This is a genomic window from Salinicola rhizosphaerae (assembly GCF_014652715.1).
In the GTDB taxonomy this organism is placed as follows: Bacteria; Pseudomonadota; Gammaproteobacteria; order Pseudomonadales; family Halomonadaceae; genus Salinicola; species Salinicola rhizosphaerae.
This window is the reverse complement of record NZ_BMZI01000009.1, coordinates 22,029-37,597: the sequence shown is the minus strand read 5'-3', so window position 1 is coordinate 37,597 and position 15,569 is coordinate 22,029. Positions and strand designations below refer to the sequence as shown.

Annotated in this window: 14 protein-coding genes and 1 tRNA gene; 11 read left to right on the top strand and 4 right to left on the bottom strand. The window is 64.2% G+C overall.

Annotated features, from left to right (window positions below):
- Positions 1-6 precede the first annotated feature (6 nt).
- The 4 genes from IE125_RS18145 to ispB all read right to left on the bottom strand — a co-directional run bounded on the left by IE125_RS18145 (position 7) and on the right by ispB (position 3,411).
- Positions 7-948 (bottom strand): polyprenyl synthetase family protein, encoded by a 942-nt coding sequence (locus tag IE125_RS18145; RefSeq protein WP_189446106.1) that lies wholly within the window; start codon positions 946-948, stop codon positions 7-9.
- Between the two features lie 499 nt (positions 949-1,447).
- A complete protein-coding gene (locus IE125_RS18140; RefSeq protein ID WP_189446105.1) occupies positions 1,448-1,804 on the bottom strand; it encodes a hypothetical protein in 357 nt (118 codons plus the stop codon).
- Positions 1,805-2,263: 459 nt separating this feature from the next.
- Positions 2,264-2,340, bottom strand: a tRNA-Pro gene (locus IE125_RS18135).
- Positions 2,341-2,436: 96 nt separating this feature from the next.
- Positions 2,437-3,411, bottom strand: coding sequence for an octaprenyl diphosphate synthase (ispB, locus tag IE125_RS18130; protein WP_189446104.1), 975 nt, complete (start codon positions 3,409-3,411; stop codon positions 2,437-2,439).
- A 362-nt stretch (positions 3,412-3,773) separates the two neighbouring features.
- Here ispB and rplU point away from each other — a divergent pair, with 362 nt between their 5' ends.
- From rplU to ispH, 11 genes are all read left to right on the top strand, one after another.
- A complete protein-coding gene (gene rplU, locus IE125_RS18125; protein ID WP_189446103.1) occupies positions 3,774-4,085 on the top strand; it encodes a 50S ribosomal protein L21 in 312 nt (103 codons plus the stop codon).
- 33 nt (positions 4,086-4,118) lie between these two features.
- Entirely contained in the window at positions 4,119-4,376 is a 258-nt protein-coding gene (gene rpmA / locus IE125_RS18120; protein ID WP_189446102.1) for a 50S ribosomal protein L27, read from the top strand.
- Between the two features lie 132 nt (positions 4,377-4,508).
- Entirely contained in the window at positions 4,509-5,702 is a 1,194-nt protein-coding gene (cgtA, locus tag IE125_RS18115) for an Obg family GTPase CgtA (protein ID WP_189446101.1), read from the top strand.
- Between the two features lie 54 nt (positions 5,703-5,756).
- Positions 5,757-6,893, top strand: coding sequence for a glutamate 5-kinase (gene proB, locus IE125_RS18110; protein WP_189446100.1), 1,137 nt, complete (start codon positions 5,757-5,759; stop codon positions 6,891-6,893).
- Positions 6,894-7,161: 268 nt separating this feature from the next.
- Positions 7,162-7,428 (top strand): 30S ribosomal protein S20, encoded by a 267-nt coding sequence (gene rpsT, locus IE125_RS18105; protein WP_189446099.1) that lies wholly within the window; start codon positions 7,162-7,164, stop codon positions 7,426-7,428.
- A gap of 248 nt (positions 7,429-7,676) precedes the next feature.
- Positions 7,677-9,224 (top strand): murein biosynthesis integral membrane protein MurJ, encoded by a 1,548-nt coding sequence (murJ, locus tag IE125_RS18100; RefSeq protein WP_229809204.1) that lies wholly within the window; start codon positions 7,677-7,679, stop codon positions 9,222-9,224.
- A 98-nt stretch (positions 9,225-9,322) separates the two neighbouring features.
- Complete coding sequence (gene ribF / locus IE125_RS18095; RefSeq protein WP_189446097.1) at positions 9,323-10,396, top strand: bifunctional riboflavin kinase/FAD synthetase; 1,074 nt, start codon at positions 9,323-9,325, stop codon at positions 10,394-10,396.
- 166 nt (positions 10,397-10,562) lie between these two features.
- Positions 10,563-13,412 (top strand): isoleucine--tRNA ligase, encoded by a 2,850-nt coding sequence (gene ileS / locus IE125_RS18090; protein WP_189446096.1) that lies wholly within the window; start codon positions 10,563-10,565, stop codon positions 13,410-13,412.
- A gap of 46 nt (positions 13,413-13,458) precedes the next feature.
- On the top strand, positions 13,459-13,965 hold the full coding sequence (gene lspA, locus IE125_RS18085) for a signal peptidase II (RefSeq protein ID WP_189446095.1): 507 nt from the start codon (positions 13,459-13,461) through the stop codon (positions 13,963-13,965).
- Complete coding sequence (gene fkpB, locus IE125_RS18080) at positions 13,962-14,420, top strand: FKBP-type peptidyl-prolyl cis-trans isomerase (RefSeq protein WP_189446094.1); 459 nt, start codon at positions 13,962-13,964, stop codon at positions 14,418-14,420. Before lspA ends, fkpB begins: the two co-directional genes overlap by 4 nt.
- Before the next feature lie 69 nt (positions 14,421-14,489).
- Entirely contained in the window at positions 14,490-15,446 is a 957-nt protein-coding gene (gene ispH / locus IE125_RS18075) for a 4-hydroxy-3-methylbut-2-enyl diphosphate reductase (RefSeq protein WP_189446093.1), read from the top strand.
- Positions 15,447-15,569 lie beyond the last annotated feature (123 nt).

Here is a 15,569-nt window from a genome sequence, read left to right as displayed (position 1 = left end):
CCCCGCTCAAGAGGGCTGGCGCTGACGCGACACGGTCGACATGGCAGGCGCTTCATGATTCAGCTGGCGCTCGAACCAGGCGTGCATGAAGGCCTGAGTCGGCGTCCGCGGACCGCAGGCGTGGGCGAAGTGGACCTCGGCGCGCTTGAGATGCTCGCGCAGACGCTGGTGAACGGCGTCACTGCCGAGCATCGCGACCAGTGTCGACTTGCCCAGATCCTGAGCGACGTCCTTGCCGGTATCGCTGCGGCCATCGGCAAGGTCATCGAGCAGCTGAAATGCCTGACCGAGATCGCGGGCAAAGCCTCTCAGCGCGTCACCGGCTGCCTCCGTGGCTTCAGCCGCGATGGCGGCGAGCTGCAGCGTGGCACCGAACAGTACGCTGGTCTTGAGTTCGTTGGTGTCGGCGATGGCTTCGAGCGAGCGGGTGGCGTTGCCCTCGCTGAGGTCGAGAAATTGGCCGCGGACCAGGCCCTGCTGACCGACGGCGCGGGAGAGCTCGTCAACGGCACGGGTGCGCTGCGTATCCGAGAGTCCGGCGGCGTTGGCGATGACGCCGAAGGCACCGCTGAGCAGCGCGACGGCGGCAAGGATGGCCACGTTCTCGCCGAAACGGCGGTGGATGGTCGGTCGGCCCCGGCGGAGCTGGGCGTCATCCATGCAGGGAAGATCGTCGAGCACCAGGGAGGCGGCGTGTACCATCTCCACGGCGCAGGCCAGATCGAGCAGGCCAGGGTGCTGAACGCAGCCGAGATCACGCGCGGTCAGCATCATCAAGAGAGGGCGGATTCGCTTGCCCGGCGCCAGTGCACTCTCGCGCATGGCGGCGCTGACGAGATCGCGCTGGTCGGTCTGCGGCAGTAGCTGATCGAGGCGCCCTTGAATCCTCTCGCGCAGGCGCGCCAGCTCCTCTTCCTGATCCGTGATATCGGCGGCGTGAGATGCCATCTGTCCCTTCCCTGAATTCCCGCGTTGATCCATCGCATCCAGCGGTAGCCCGAGGACTGCCGCGATCGATGCCGTCCGTCCATGACGGCAGTTCACTGACTGTAGGTGCCGGCCGACCGCCAACCTGAACGTCGCCGTTTCCGACCACCGGCATCCGTTGCCGGGGACTTGCGTCGGTGCTCGCCGCGACGCGGAACGCACGATTGGGTCGTCAGGCTGAAAGTTAGGTCATTTTTCCGCGCGCTGCGCGCTCCATTGCTGCGCGCTGTGCTTTCCTTGCTCACCCCTCGCTCACGCGCGGCGTGCTGTCGGACTTTGCCACCCTCGGCTCCCGGTTCGTTCCAACCGGGGTTGCTGGCGAGCCTCGCTTCCTGGCGGGCCGCGCTTCGGCCAACGTCATCGTTCTCTACCCATGAAGGCGATACACGAGCGCACGATCGTCAATCGACTGCACGGACATACGCGGTGACGGCGGCCAATGGATGCGGCGAAGGCACGTTCACTGCGATTCCAGTACCGGTGAGCACTGCTCCAGTGCCTGGGCCAGTTCCGGCGGGCGATTGTCCTCGCTGTCGCTGGCGTTATGTTCGCGGCGCATCTTCTTGACCTCGACGGCGCTGAAGCGCTCCTGCAGCGCCTGCGCGGCGCACTCACAGTAGCGCTCGACCTTGGGACCCTCGATGCCGGTTGCGGTCATGTTGGCGCGACACTGGGCCTGCGCAGTCTCGATATCCTGCTGCGACCAGGGCGGTGGGGTCTGATCGTCATTCGGGTCTTGAGCGTAGGCCGTCGGCAACGTGAGGGCGAGCGCGATGAGAAGAGCGATGAGGGAAGTCGTGATCGGACGGGTCGACATGGGGCTACCTCCTGGTAGTCGATCCCGGTGGGAGGCTCGTAGGAGCGTTCGCGCCGGAAGAAAACGGTGGGGCCTCGCTGCCTCGATCCAGCGCGCTGCCATCCCGGCAGCGCACGGTTCGTCTCGGCTGCAGCGCTGGCTATCATCACTCTAGTGGTGGTGCTCCCCTGCGCCCATAAGCCTTAAGTGTCATCGAAGGGGCTGCGAAATCGTCGGGGCGGGAGGAGCCGTTGCGCGCTGTCCGGTCGCTTCTTCGCACCGAGCAGCCGAGTGAGGTTGGATAGACGCGATATTTTGAAATAATTAGAAACATAATGACATGAGATGTCAAAACAGCCGGCGGGCGCGGTAAGCACAGGTTTGATCGCTGATCGCTGGCAGAACGGCAATCGAGTGCGCAAAAGACGAGTGCACAAAAAAAGCGCCGCAGAACGGGTCTGCGGCGCTTTTCGATAATCTTGGTCGGAATAGCAGGATTCGAACCTACGACCTCTGCCTCCCGAAGGCAGCGCTCTACCAAGCTGAGCTATATTCCGAGTCGGTGTTTCGTCGCGATGCCCGATGAGGGGCTGAATCGACGGAGGTGAATTATACGCATCCGGCGGCGCGGCGCAACCCCGGGGGATCGGGTTTTAAACATCTCTTTCGACTGCGACCCGCGTCAGCGTCTCCATGCTCTCACGATAGGGGCTTGGCGACAGCTGTTCGAGCTGTTCACGCGCCTTGGCAGCCATCTCTTCGGCGCGCCGCTGGGTGTATTCCAGCGCGCCGGTTTCGCGCACGATCGCCAATACCTCGTCGAGGTGATCGAGGCCGCCATTGCCGATCGCTTCGCGGATCAGTGCTGCCTGCGCCGGGCTGCCCTCCCGCATGGCATAGATCAGCGGCAGTGTCGGCTTGCCCTCGGCGAGGTCGTCACCGACGTTCTTACCCATGGTCTCGGCATCGCCCTGGTAGTCGAGCAGATCGTCGATCAGCTGGAAGGCGAGTCCTAGGTAGCGTCCGTAGAGCTTGAGCGCGCGTTCCTGCTCGGCGCTGGCCTCGGCGAGAATGGCGCCGCTGTGAGAAGCCGCTTCGAACAGCATCGCGGTCTTGCCCTGGATGGTGTCGAAATAGTCGGATTCCGCGATGTCCGCGTTGCCGATATTGGTCAGCTGCTGCACTTCGCCTTCGGCGATCACGCAGGTCGCGCCGGAGAGCACCTGCATGATTCGCATCGAGCCGACCTCGACCATCATCTGGAACGAGCGGGAATAGAGGAAGTCGCCGACCAGTACCGAAGGCGCGTTGCCCCAGGTGTCATTGGCGGTTGCCTTGCCGCGACGGCGGCTGGACTCGTCGACCACGTCGTCGTGCAGCAGCGTCGAGGTATGCATGAACTCGATCAGCGTGGCGAGCGTGATGTGCCTGTTGCCCTGATAGTCGAGCGCGCGCGCGGCAAGCAGTACCAGCAGCGGGCGCAGGCGTTTGCCGCCGCTCTCGATGATGTACTGTCCGATGGTCTCGACTAGAGGAATGCGCGACGCCAGCTGATCTAGGATCGTGCGGTTGACGGCGGCGAAGTCCTCGGCCACCGACGCATGGATGGATGCGGCGTTGGGTTGCATGGTCGGCTTGTCACAGATTCGGATGGGGCTTCGGGGGCCGCTCGACGTCGGCCATGAGCGGCGTGCCGCGACCGGGAGAGGCGATGTGGAGAGCTATGCTAGGTGGCACCCCAAGGTGCGTCAAGCCGCCTGGCGCGGGTTCTTGGGGCTGCCGGCGAACGAGTCGGCAGCGCGCGGCACCTTACAATAGGCATGACAAGAGGGCGTGATCGATGGTGAAGACGCCTTGTCGGGTAACGGGAGAGTCGCTATAATCCGCGACCCAACTCGTCATGCTCCCTGTCAGATGGTTGCCGGAAGGGGCACCACTTGCCGCAGGCCGATCCAAGAGCACCAACCCCGACGAGTGTCCGGAGAGCAATATGTACGCTGTAATCAAGAGTGGCGGTAAGCAGTACCGCGTGCAGGAAGGTCAGACACTGAAGCTCGAGAAGCTGGAAGTGCCGACCGGCGACAGCCTGGAATTCGATCAGGTGCTGCTGGTTGCCGACGGCGACGACATCAAGGTCGGCGCGCCGCTGGTCGACGGTGCCAAGGTGTCTGCAGAGATCGTTGCGCACGGTCGCGGCGACAAGGTCCAGATCATCAAGTTCCGTCGTCGTAAGCATCACATGAAGCGTCAGGGCCACCGTCAGTGGTTCACTGAAGTGAAGATCACCGGAATCTCCGCGTAAGCGGATCATTCCCCCGGAAAGGAGGTATTCGCAATGGCTCACAAGAAGGCTGCCGGTAGTACGCGTAACGGTCGCGATTCCGAATCCAAACGCCTTGGCGTCAAGCTGTATGGTGGACAGAAGGCGATCGCCGGCAACATCATCGTTCGCCAGCGCGGCACCAAGTTCCACGCGGGCACGGGTGTCGGCATCGGCAAGGACCACACGCTTTTCGCGCTGAACGACGGCGTGATCAAGTTCGAGCAGAAAGGTCCGAAGAACCGCAAGTTCGTGAGCGTAGTCTCCGCCTGAGACTTCACGAACGCTGCGTGAAAAGCCCCGCCCAGGCGGGGCTTTTTCGTATGTGCGGGCTTTTTGCGCGGGCGGAAGACAGGCTGGTTTCCGTCGAACAACCTCTGAGCGGTGCGCCGCCGGGAGAGTGACATGCAATTCGTCGATGAAACGTCGATCACGGTCGAGGCCGGCAAGGGCGGGAACGGCTGTCTCAGCTTCCGGCGCGAGAAATTCGTGCCGCGTGGGGGGCCGGACGGCGGTGACGGCGGCCACGGCGGCAGCGTCTACCTGATCGGTGACGAGTCGCTCAATACGCTGATAGATTTCAAGTTTCAGCGCTTCTACAAGGCGCAGAACGGCCAGCCCGGTCAGGGTCGACAGATGAGCGGCAAGGCGGGCGAGGATCTGCACGTCAAGGTGCCGGTCGGTACCACGGTGATCGACGAGGATACGCTCGAGGTGATCGCCGACGTGACCAGTGAAGGACAGGTCGTGCTGGTGGCGCAGGGCGGGCGCCGTGGTCTGGGCAACATCCACTTCAAGTCTTCGACCAACCGGGCGCCGCGACGCACGACGCCGGGGACCGATGGCGAGCGACGCAAGCTTCGTCTGGAGATGAAGGTGATGGCGGATGTGGGCCTGCTGGGCATGCCGAATGCCGGCAAGTCGACGCTGATCCGTGCCGTTTCCGCTGCCAAGCCCAAGGTTGCCGACTATCCGTTCACCACGCTGGTGCCCAATTTGGGTGTGGTCAAGCTGGGCACGCATGAGCACTTCGTGATGGCTGACGTGCCCGGGTTGATCGAGGGTGCCTCCGATGGTGCGGGCCTGGGGCTGCGTTTTCTCAAGCACCTGACCCGCACGCGACTGCTGCTGCACGTGGTCGATGCCGCGCCGTTCGATGATGCCGATCCGGTTGCGGTGGTCGAATCGATCGCTGGCGAACTCGAGCGATTCTCGCCGACACTATCGGAGCTGCCGCGCTGGCTGGTGATCAACAAGCTCGATCTGGTGCCGGTGGAGGAGCGCGAGGCGCGGGTTGACGATATCCTTGCGCGCCTGAGCTGGAGCGGGCCGGTCTACCGGATTTCGGCCATCTCGAGTGAAGGTACGGACGAGCTGGTGCAGGCCGCTCATCGCTGGCTGACCGAGCAGCGCCAGCTAGAGAACGAGGACGAGGCCGCCGCCGAGCGCGAGCGGGACATGCGCGCCCGGATGGAAGCGGAGTCGGTGGCGCGCGTCGAGGCGCATCAGGCGCGTCTTCGCGTGAAGCGTGGCGAGGTCGAAGACGATCTTGACGACGATGACGATGATCACGACGTCGAGATCGAATATACCCGCTGATCGAAGGCGTGGGTCGACACAGGCGGAGCGGAGCGTGACGAAAGAGGCGAGGCGATGACGGCGGATCGACGGTGGGGACGCGAGGTGCTCAGCGGTGCCAGACGTGTCGTGGTGAAAATCGGCAGCGCACTGCTGACCAACGACGGTCGCGGGCTGGACGACGCCGCGATCGGTGGCTGGGTCGACCAGATGGCGGCGCTTCATCGTCGTGGCATCGAAGTCGTGCTGGTCTCCTCCGGCTCCATCGCCGAGGGGATGGCACGGCTCGGCTGGCACTCTCGCCCGAGTGCCGTGCACGAACTGCAGGCCGCGGCAGCCGTCGGGCAGAGCGGGCTGTCGCAGTGCTACGAAACCCACTTCGCGCGTCATGGTTTACGCAGCGCGCAGGTGCTGCTGACCCATGACGATCTGTCCAACCGCAAGCGCTACCTCAATGCGCGTTCGGCGCTGCGCACGCTGGTGCAGCTCGGCGTCGTACCGGTGATCAACGAAAACGATACCGTCGTCACCGACGAGATCCGCTTCGGCGACAACGATACGCTGGGCGCGCTGGTCGCCAATCTGCTCGAGGCGGATGCCTTGCTCATTCTGACCGACCAGGAAGGGCTGTTCGACGCGGATCCGCGCGGTAATCCCGACGCCAAACTGATTGAAGAGGGTGACGCCGACGACCCGAGGCTCGATGCCATGGCCGGCGGTGGCGGCGTGCTGGGTCGCGGGGGCATGGCGACCAAGCTGCGCGCGGCTCGCCTGGCGGCACGCTCCGGCGCCGTAACCGCCATTGCCAGCGGTCGCCAGCCGACGGTGCTGACCCGATTGATCGAGGGCGAGTCGCTCGGGACGCTTCTGCATCCCGATCACGCCCCGCTGGCGGCGCGCAAGCGCTGGCTAGCGGGCCAGCTTCAGGTCCGCGGGACGCTGACGCTCGATGCCGGCGCGGTTTCGGTGTTGCGCTCCCAGGGGTCCAGTTTGTTACCTGTCGGCGTCAAGTGGCTGCAAGGCAGTTTTCGGCGCGGTGACATGGTGGTCTGCGTCGACGAATCCGGCGCGCGCGTCGCCAAGGGGCTCATCAACTACGCGAGCGCTGATGCCGAGCGTCTGCTGGGGCAGCCGAGTCAGCGTATCGCCGAGATTCTTGGCTACATGGAAGCGCCGGAGCTGATTCACCGGGACAATCTGGTCGTGCTTTAGGGTGTCGTGTCACGCGTTGAACGCTGGTATGGCGCTCAACGCTTGTGATAGAATCCCGCATCCTCTCAGACATGGCCCGTGAAGGATCGTCCCAGTGACGATCGTTGTGGCTCGAATCGTCTTTGATTTCGAACGCGTTTTCGAAGCGAAGTTGGGCGCAGCATCAACATTCGGCCGAATCATTCAGGGTTGGCCTGAAGCGGTTTCGAGGCTGGCCTGGGTGATTTAACTCACAGAATTGACTGTCAACATCTCCAAGGAGTCGACGGTGGCGAATACCAAGCAAGCGCGCAAGCGCGCACGTCAGGCGGAAGACCGCCGCAAGCACAATGCCAGTCAGCGCAGCATGGTCCGTACTTATATCAAGCGCGTGATCAAGGCGATCCAATCTGGCGATCAGGCGCAGGCCAACACCGAATTCAAGGCGGCGCAGCCGGTCATCGACCGCATCGCCGACAAGGATGCGCTGTCCAAGAAAAAGGCTGCTCGCATCAAGAGCCGCTTGAACAAGCGAATTAAGGCGCTGGCTGCCTGAGCCGGACGCCTTGATCGAAAAAACCGGCTTCGGCCGGTTTTTTTGTGGCCGAGCTTTTTTTTACAACCGGTTTTATGACCGGCCGGTTTTTATGACCGACTATTGCATACGGCATCGTCGGAACTGGGACGACGCTTCGTCGTATTCCGCATGACATCTCCTGCAGGCCGAGGCGGCATCGCATGAGTGATAAAACCAGGCCCGCCGTCAGCGAGCCGATAGAAGAGACTGCGACCGGCGAGACGGCGATGCCGACGACGCGCGGCGGTCTGCTGCGCTCGGGCATGGTCGTCAGCGTGATGACGCTCGCCTCGCGGGTGCTGGGGCTGGTGCGAGACGTGGTCATCGCCGCGCTGCTCGGTGCCGGCAGCGGCGCGGATGCGTTCTTCGTCGCCTTCAAGATTCCTAATTTCATGCGCCGACTGTTTGCCGAGGGGGCATTCAATCAGGCCTTCGTACCGGTGCTCTCGGAGTACGCCACGCAGCGCACGCGCGCGGAAGTGCGCGAGCTGCTGGATGCGGTCTCCGGCAGCCTGAGCGTGGTGCTGGCGCTGATCACGGCGCTGGCGATCGCGGCGGCGCCGTGGCTGACATGGCTCTTTGCCCCCGGTTTTAAGGCCGATCCCGGTAAGCTGGCGCTCACTGCGGAAATGCTGCGGCTGACCTTTCCTTATCTGCTGCTGATCTCGCTGACGGCCTTCGCCGGTAGCGTGCTCAATACCTGGGAGCGGTTTGCGGTACCGGCATTCACGCCCGTGCTGCTCAACGTCTGTCTCATCGGTGCGGCGCTGTGGTTGACGCCGCTGATGAGCGACCCGGCGCTGGGTCTGGCCTGGGGGGTCCTGATCGCGGGGGCCGCGCAGCTGCTGTTTCAGCTACCGTTTCTTGCCCGGCTGGGGCTGACGCCTCGGTTCGTGCCGAATTTCCGCCATCCCGGCGTGAGGCGGATTCTACGGCTGATGACGCCGGCGCTGTTCGGTGTCTCGGTATCTCAGATCAACCTGCTGCTGGATACCGTGCTCGCCTCGTTTCTGGTCTCGGGCAGTGTCTCGTGGCTCTACTATTCGGATCGCCTGGTCGAGCTGCCGTTGGGGGTGTTTGGCATCGCCATCGCCACGGTCATTCTGCCGGCGCTCTCCAAGCGCCATGCGGAGCAGTCCGGAGAGCATTTCGCGCGCATGCTCGACTGGGCGCTGCGCATGGTACTGCTGATCGGCCTGCCTGCGGCGCTCGCTCTCGTGCTGTTGGCGGAGCCGCTGCTGGTAACGCTGTTCCACTACGGCGCGATGACTGACCATGATGTGGTCATGGCCTCGCGCAGCTTGCGGGCCTACGCACTCGGCCTGCTGGCGTTCATGCTGATCAAGGTGCTTGCGCCGGGATATTTCGCGCGGCAGGACACCAAAACGCCGGTCAAGATCGGTATCGTGGCCATGGCGGCCAACATGCTCATGAACCTGGCATTGATCGTCCCGCTGGCGCATGCCGGTCTGGCGCTGGCGACTGCGCTGTCGGCGTTTCTGAACGCCGGACTGCTCGGCGCGGGGCTGCGTAAGCGCGGGGTGCTGCGCTTTCAGCCCGGCTGGGGACGCTACGCCTTTCAGGTCGTGGGCGGCTGCCTGCTGATGGGGCTGGTGCTGTGGTGGCTGTCGCCATCCTGGCATGTCTGGGTCGAATGGGGCGCGCTGCACCGCGCGGGCGAGCTGACGTTGCTGGTCGCGGCTGGCGCTGGGGTCTACTTCGCGTGGCTGGCGGCGAGTGGCGTGCGCCTGCGTCATTTCCGACTGCGGGGATGAACGCGGACGGCCGGGCCAATCGCACAAGGGCGTGGACCCGATTATCCCGCGGCGGAGCCCTTGGTTATAATGGAAGTCTTTGCTGACGGCGAGTCGTTATGGAACTGATTCGAGGCCTGCACAATCTGTCAAAAGGACGCGACGCAGCCGGCGATGAGCGCGGCTGCGTGGCGACGATCGGTAACTTCGACGGCGTGCATCTCGGTCACCAGGCGATTCTGGAGCAGCTCCAGGCGCTGTCGCAGGCCGCTGACCTGCCGGTGACGGTGGTCGTCTTCGAGCCGCAGCCCCGCGAATACTTCGCCGCCGACCAAGCGCCGCCGCGGCTGACGCGGTTGCGTGACAAGGTCGAACTGCTGGCCGCGCACGGCGCCGATCGTATTCTGTGCCTGCCGTTCAACGACGCGCTGCGTAGCCTGACGGCCAACCAATTCGTCGAACGGGTGCTGATCAACGGTCTCCACGTACGCCACCTGGTGGTCGGTGACGATTTCCGGTTCGGCTGCGACCGCGCCGGCGACTTCACCCTGTTGCAGGCTGTCGGCAAGGCGCGCGGGTTTGCGGTAGAGCATACGCGAACCTTCGCCCTCGACGATGAGCGTGTCTCCAGTACGCGCGTGCGCACACTGCTGGCGAGCGGCAACTTTTATCAGGCAGCGCGGATGCTGGGTCGCCCCTATGCGTTCAAGGGGCGCGTGGTGCGTGACCGGCAGCTGGGGCGAACCATCGGCGTGCCGACGGCCAACGTGCCCCTGACGCGTCGGCCGCTGGCGATGCGCGGCGTGTTCGCCTGCGCCACGAGGCTGCCTGACGGTGAGTGGGCCGCGGGTGTCGCCAATATCGGCTGGCGACCGACGGTAGGGTCAGACCGGCCGATGCTGGAGGTTCACCTGCTCGACCGCGAGATCGATCTGTACGGCCAGTCGTTGACCGTCGTGCCCTGTGCACGCCTGCGCGGCGAAGTGAAGTTCGACAATTTCGATGCGCTGGTCACGCAGATCCATCGCGACCTAGCATCGGCCCGAGCCTATTTTCCTCTGGCGCAGCAGTCGGGGGGCGAGGCGAGCCCGCAGATGTCGTCCTGCGCTGCCGCGACGCTGCCGCAGGCGCGCTTTCCGCTGGCCTCTGCGCCACTGCCGCCGGAGACCGGCGGGGACGCACCCGATGAGTGAAATCTTCAACCCCGTGATCCAGGGCTTCGGTACTCGCAACGACGCCCTGGACGCCATGCTCCGGTTTGCGGCGAATTGCCGTGCCGGAACGAACGACTCCCGCACCGAGCCCTGTTGACTAAAGCCCGAGTGACACGAACCTAGCCCCGAGCGAATCGATACCGCCATGAGTGACTACAAGCACACGCTGAATCTGCCTTCGACCGACTTCCCCATGCGCGGCAACCTGCCGGCGCGGGAGCCGGCGCGAATCGCGCAGTGGAATGACATGAATCTCTACGCCTGGCTGCGTGAATCGCGCCAGGGGCGTGAGCGGTTCGTGCTGCATGACGGCCCTCCCTATGCCAACGGCAGCATTCATATCGGTCACGCGGTCAACAAGCTGCTCAAGGACTTCATCGTCAAGTCGAAGAATCTGGCCGGTTTCGATGCGCCCTATGTACCGGGCTGGGACTGCCACGGGCTGCCGATCGAACATAAGGTCGAAACGACCCATGGCAAGCACCTGCCGGCCGACGAAGCGCGTGCGCTGTGTCGCGAGTACGCCAGCGCCCAGGTAGAGGTCCAGAAAGAAGGTTTCGTGCGTCTCGGTGTTCAGGGCGACTGGGACCATCCCTACCTGACCATGAACTTTGCCAACGAGGCGGGCGAAATCCGCGCGCTGGCCGAGATGGTCAAGGGCGGTTACGTGTTCAAGGGGCTCAAACCGGTCAACTGGTGTTTCGACTGTGGCTCGGCGCTGGCCGAGGCCGAAGTCGAATATCAGGACAAGCAGTCCGATGCCATCGATGTCGCTTTCCCGAGCGTTGATGACGCCAAGCTGGCTGCGGCCTTCGGGCTCGACTCCCTGCCGAAACCGGCGGCTGCCGTGATCTGGACGACGACGCCATGGACCATCCCGGCCAATCAGGCGCTCAACGTCCATCCGGAGTTCACCTACGCGCTGGTCGATACCGGCGAGCGTCTGCTGCTGCTCGCCGAAGAGCTGGTCGAGAGCTGTCTCGAACGTTTCGGGCTGACGGGCGAAACCCTGGCCACGGCGCCGGGCGCGAGTCTCGAACACATCGCGTTTCGCCACCCGCTGGCCAGCATGGGTGCCGGCTACGAGCGGCGTTCACCGGTCTACGTCGCCGACTATGTCGAACTGGGTGCCGGCACCGGCCTGGTGCATTCCGCGCCGGCCTACGGCGAGGATGACTTCGCCACCTGCCGCGCCTACGGCATGAGTTTCGACGAGATCCTCAATCCCGTGCAGAGCAACGGCGTCTACGCCGACGATCTGGCGCTGTTCGGCGGCCAGATGATCTGGAAGGCCAACCCGCATATCGTCGCCACGCTCGAGGAAGCGGGCGCGCTGCTGGCGCACGAAAAGATCACCCATAGCTACATGCACTGCTGGCGCCACAAGACGCCGGTGATCTATCGTGCCACCGCGCAGTGGTTCGTCGGCATGGATATCGAAGGCACCAACGGCAAGACGCTGCGCGAGACAGCGCTGGCCGGGGTCGAGGCGACTGACTTCATCCCCGGCTGGGGCAAGGCGCGTCTGCACGCCATGATCGCCAACCGCCCTGACTGGTGCATTTCGCGTCAGCGTAACTGGGGCGTGCCGATCCCGTTTTTCCTGCACCGCGCCACCGGCGAGCTGCATCCGCGCACTGTCGAACTGATGGAGCAGGTGGCCAGCCGCGTCGAGATCGAAGGGATCGATGCCTGGTTCAAGCTCGAGCCGAGCGAACTGCTGGGTGACGAGGCCGCCGACTACGAAAAGGTCACCGACACGCTCGATGTCTGGTTCGACTCCGGCACCACCCATTGGCACGTGCTGCGCGGCTCGCATCCGCTCGGTCACGACACCGGCCCCCGCGCGGATCTCTACCTCGAGGGCTCGGACCAGCATCGCGGCTGGTTTCACTCCTCACTGCTGACCGGCAGCGCCATCGACGGTCATCCGCCCTACAAGGCGTTGCTGACTCACGGTTTCACCGTCGACGAAAAGGGCCGCAAGATGTCCAAGTCGCTGGGTAACGTGATCGCACCGCAGCAGGTCATGGACAAGCTCGGCGCCGACATCCTGCGCCTGTGGGTCGCCTCCACCGACTATTCCGGCGAGATGGCGGTCTCCGACGAGATCCTCAAGCGCACGGCCGACGTCTATCGGCGTATCCGCAACACGTCGCGCTTTCTGCTGGCCAACCTGAACGGGTTCGATCCCGCGACGGATCGGGTCGCGGTCGAAGAGATGCTGTCGCTCGACCGCTGGGCGGTCGACCGCGCCGCGGTGCTGCAGTCGCGGATTCAGACGGCCTACGCCGACTATCGCTTCCGCGACGTCTATCAGCAGGTTCACGACTTCTGCGCGCGAGACATGGGGGGCTTCTATCTCGATATCATCAAGGATCGCCAGTACACCACCCAGCCTGACTCCCTGGCCCGCCGCAGCTGTCAGACCGCGCTCTACCACATCGTCGAGGCATTGGCGCGCTGGGTCGCGCCGATCCTCTCGTTCACCGGCGAGGAGATCTACGAGAACATTCCCGGCGAGCGCGCGGCCAGCGTGCTGCTCGAGACCTACTACGAAGAGCTGGCGGAACTGCCGGCCGATGCGACGATGGGCCGCGAGTTCTGGGAGCGGGTCATGGCGGTCAAGCAGGCGGTCAACAAGCAGCTCGAGGACGCGCGCAACCAGGGCGTGATCAAGGGCGCGCTGGATAGCGAAGTGACGCTTTACGTCGACGACGAGCTACGCGCACTGCTTTCGCGCTTCGAGGATGAGCTGCGCTTCGTGCTGATCACCTCCGATGCCACGCTCGCGCCGCTTGCCGAGGGCGGCGATGCCCAGTCGACCGAGCTCGAGGGGCTCAAGGTCGCCGTGCGGTTGAGCCCGTACGACAAGGACGAGCGTAGCTGGGAGCGCCGCGCCGATGTCGGTGCGGACCCTGCGCATCCGACCCTGTCGGCGCGCTCCATCGCCAACCTGCCGGGTGGCCCGGGCGAGGTACGCCGTTTTGCCTGATTCCTCGAACCTGAAACGTCATCCCGACACGACGACAACCGAACGCATGCCTCGTCCGCTGCGCTGGCTGTGGCTGTCGCTTGCCGTGATCCTGCTCGATCTCGGCATCAAGGCGCTGGCCTCGGCGAACCTCGAATACGGCCGGCCGCTCGAGATTCTGCCGATCTTCAATCTGACGCTTTTGCACAATACCGGCGCGGCGTTCAGCTTCCTGGCAGAGCACGCCGGCTGGCAGCGCTGGCTGTTCGCGCTGATCGCGATCGGTGCCAGCATCGGGCTGACAGTGTGGCTGACGCGGCTCAAGCGAGGCGAAGTGCCAACCGCGATATCGCTGGCGCTGGTCATCGGCGGGGCGATAGGCAACCTCTACGATCGCCTCGTGCATGGCTATGTGGTCGACTATCTGTCGTTCCATTGGGGGCCGCACTACTATCCGGCATTCAACCTCGCCGACAGCGCCATCACGCTGGGTGCCGTCGGCTTGATCCTGCAGTCGTTTTTCGATTCGCGTCGGACGAAAACGCCTGATCAGGGAACCAGGGAGAAATCATGAGCGGCGAACCCCAGGGCGATTATCGCATCGACGATGGCATGGAAGTGACGCTTCACTTCACGGTGAAGCTGGAAGATGGCGAAGTGGTCGACTCGACGCGCGACAAGCAGCCGGCGACGTTTCAGCTCGGCGATGGCAACCTGCCGCCGGGGTTCGAAGCGCCGATGAAGGGCATGAGCGCCGGTGAGCAGGGCGCCTTCGACATCAGTCCGGAGCACGCCTTCGGTCAGCACAACCCGCAGAACGTGCAGCGGCTCTCCAAGGATGCCTTCGAGGAAGCCGTCGAGCCCGGCATGGTGATGTCATTTTCCGACCCTGCCGGCGGCGAGCTGCCGGGGGTCATCGCGAGCGTCGACGAGCGCCATGTCGAGGTCGACTTCAATCATCCGCTCGCAGGGCGTACCCTGACGTTCGAAGTCGAGATCATCGAGGTCAAGCCGGCGACGACGCACTGACGTCGGTCGCGCCATTCTGCCGTCCCGGAAGTTCGAAAGGCCGGGCGGCACCTTTCAAGCGAGGTCATCATGCAGATCAAGCTGGCCAATCCCCGCGGTTTCTGTGCCGGCGTCGACCGCGCCATCGACATCGTCAATCGCGCGCTCGACGTGTTCGGTCCGCCGATCTATGTGCGTCACGAGGTCGTTCACAACCGCTTCGTGGTCGATAGCCTGCGCGAGCGCGGCGCCGTTTTCGTCGAGGAACTCGATGAGGTTCCCGACGATGTCATCGTCATCTTCTCCGCCCACGGTGTCTCGCGCGCGGTACAGGAAGAGGCCGAGCAGCGCGGCCTCAAGATCTTCGATGCCACCTGCCCGCTGGTGACCAAGGTGCACATGGAAGTCCTGCGCTACGCCAAGCGCGGCCAGGAGTGCATTCTGATCGGCCATGCCGGCCATCCGGAAGTCGAAGGCACCATGGGGCGCTACGACGAGCGCTACGGCGGCAAGATTCATCTGGTCGAGCATGAAGACGACGTGCCTGGCCTGCCGGTCCGTGACCCTTCCCGGCTCTCTTTCGTCACGCAGACCACGCTCTCGATGGATGATACCGCCAAGGTGATCGATGCTTTGCGTGAGCACTTCCCGCAGATTCAGGGGCCGCGCAAGGATGATATCTGCTACGCGACCCAGAACCGGCAGGATGCCGTGCGTGAACTCGCTGCGGCTGCCGATCTCGTGCTGGTGGTCGGCAGTGTCAACAGCTCCAACTCCAATCGCCTGCGTGAGCTCTCCGAGCGCGTCGGCACGCCGGCCTACCTGATCGACGATGCCGGACAGATCGAGGCGAGCTGGCTCGAAGGTGTCGAGACCATCGGCATCACCGCCGGCGCCAGCGCGCCCGAGGTGCTGGTGAAAGGCGTCATCGATCGACTCACGGCGCTAGGTGCCGACGCGCCGGAAGAGCTCGATGGTCGCCCCGAAACCATCACGTTCTCGATGCCGCGCGAGCTGCGCGAACGCGTGATTGCCAGCGAAGTCTAACCCGCCCTAAATTCCCTTCGACAATGGCCGATATGGGGTAAACGAATGTCATCGTCGGGTCTCTCGACGATTGCACCCCGGTCGGCCGTCTCCATCCAGGCGGCTCTCGCGTCAGACGAGGGT

Bases quoted from the DNA above. Each gene is read 5' to 3' on its own strand.
- murJ (WP_229809204.1), top strand. From the start codon at position 7,677: ATGCCGACGACGCGCGGCGGTCTGCTGCGCTCGGGCATGGTCGTCAGC.
- rplU (WP_189446103.1), top strand. From the start codon at position 3,774: ATGTACGCTGTAATCAAGAGTGGCGGTAAGCAGTACCGCGTGCAGGAA.
- proB (WP_189446100.1), top strand. From the start codon at position 5,757: ATGACGGCGGATCGACGGTGGGGACGCGAGGTGCTCAGCGGTGCCAGA.
- lspA (WP_189446095.1), top strand. From the start codon at position 13,459: ATGCCTCGTCCGCTGCGCTGGCTGTGGCTGTCGCTTGCCGTGATCCTG.
- IE125_RS18145 (WP_189446106.1), bottom strand. From the start codon at position 948: ATGGCATCTCACGCCGCCGATATCACGGATCAGGAAGAGGAGCTGGCG.
- rpmA (WP_189446102.1), top strand. From the start codon at position 4,119: ATGGCTCACAAGAAGGCTGCCGGTAGTACGCGTAACGGTCGCGATTCC.
- fkpB (WP_189446094.1), top strand. From the start codon at position 13,962: ATGAGCGGCGAACCCCAGGGCGATTATCGCATCGACGATGGCATGGAA.
- IE125_RS18140 (WP_189446105.1), bottom strand. From the start codon at position 1,804: ATGTCGACCCGTCCGATCACGACTTCCCTCATCGCTCTTCTCATCGCG.
- ribF (WP_189446097.1), top strand. From the start codon at position 9,323: ATGGAACTGATTCGAGGCCTGCACAATCTGTCAAAAGGACGCGACGCA.
- cgtA (WP_189446101.1), top strand. From the start codon at position 4,509: ATGCAATTCGTCGATGAAACGTCGATCACGGTCGAGGCCGGCAAGGGC.
- ileS (WP_189446096.1), top strand. From the start codon at position 10,563: ATGAGTGACTACAAGCACACGCTGAATCTGCCTTCGACCGACTTCCCC.
- ispH (WP_189446093.1), top strand. From the start codon at position 14,490: ATGCAGATCAAGCTGGCCAATCCCCGCGGTTTCTGTGCCGGCGTCGAC.
- ispB (WP_189446104.1), bottom strand. From the start codon at position 3,411: ATGCAACCCAACGCCGCATCCATCCATGCGTCGGTGGCCGAGGACTTC.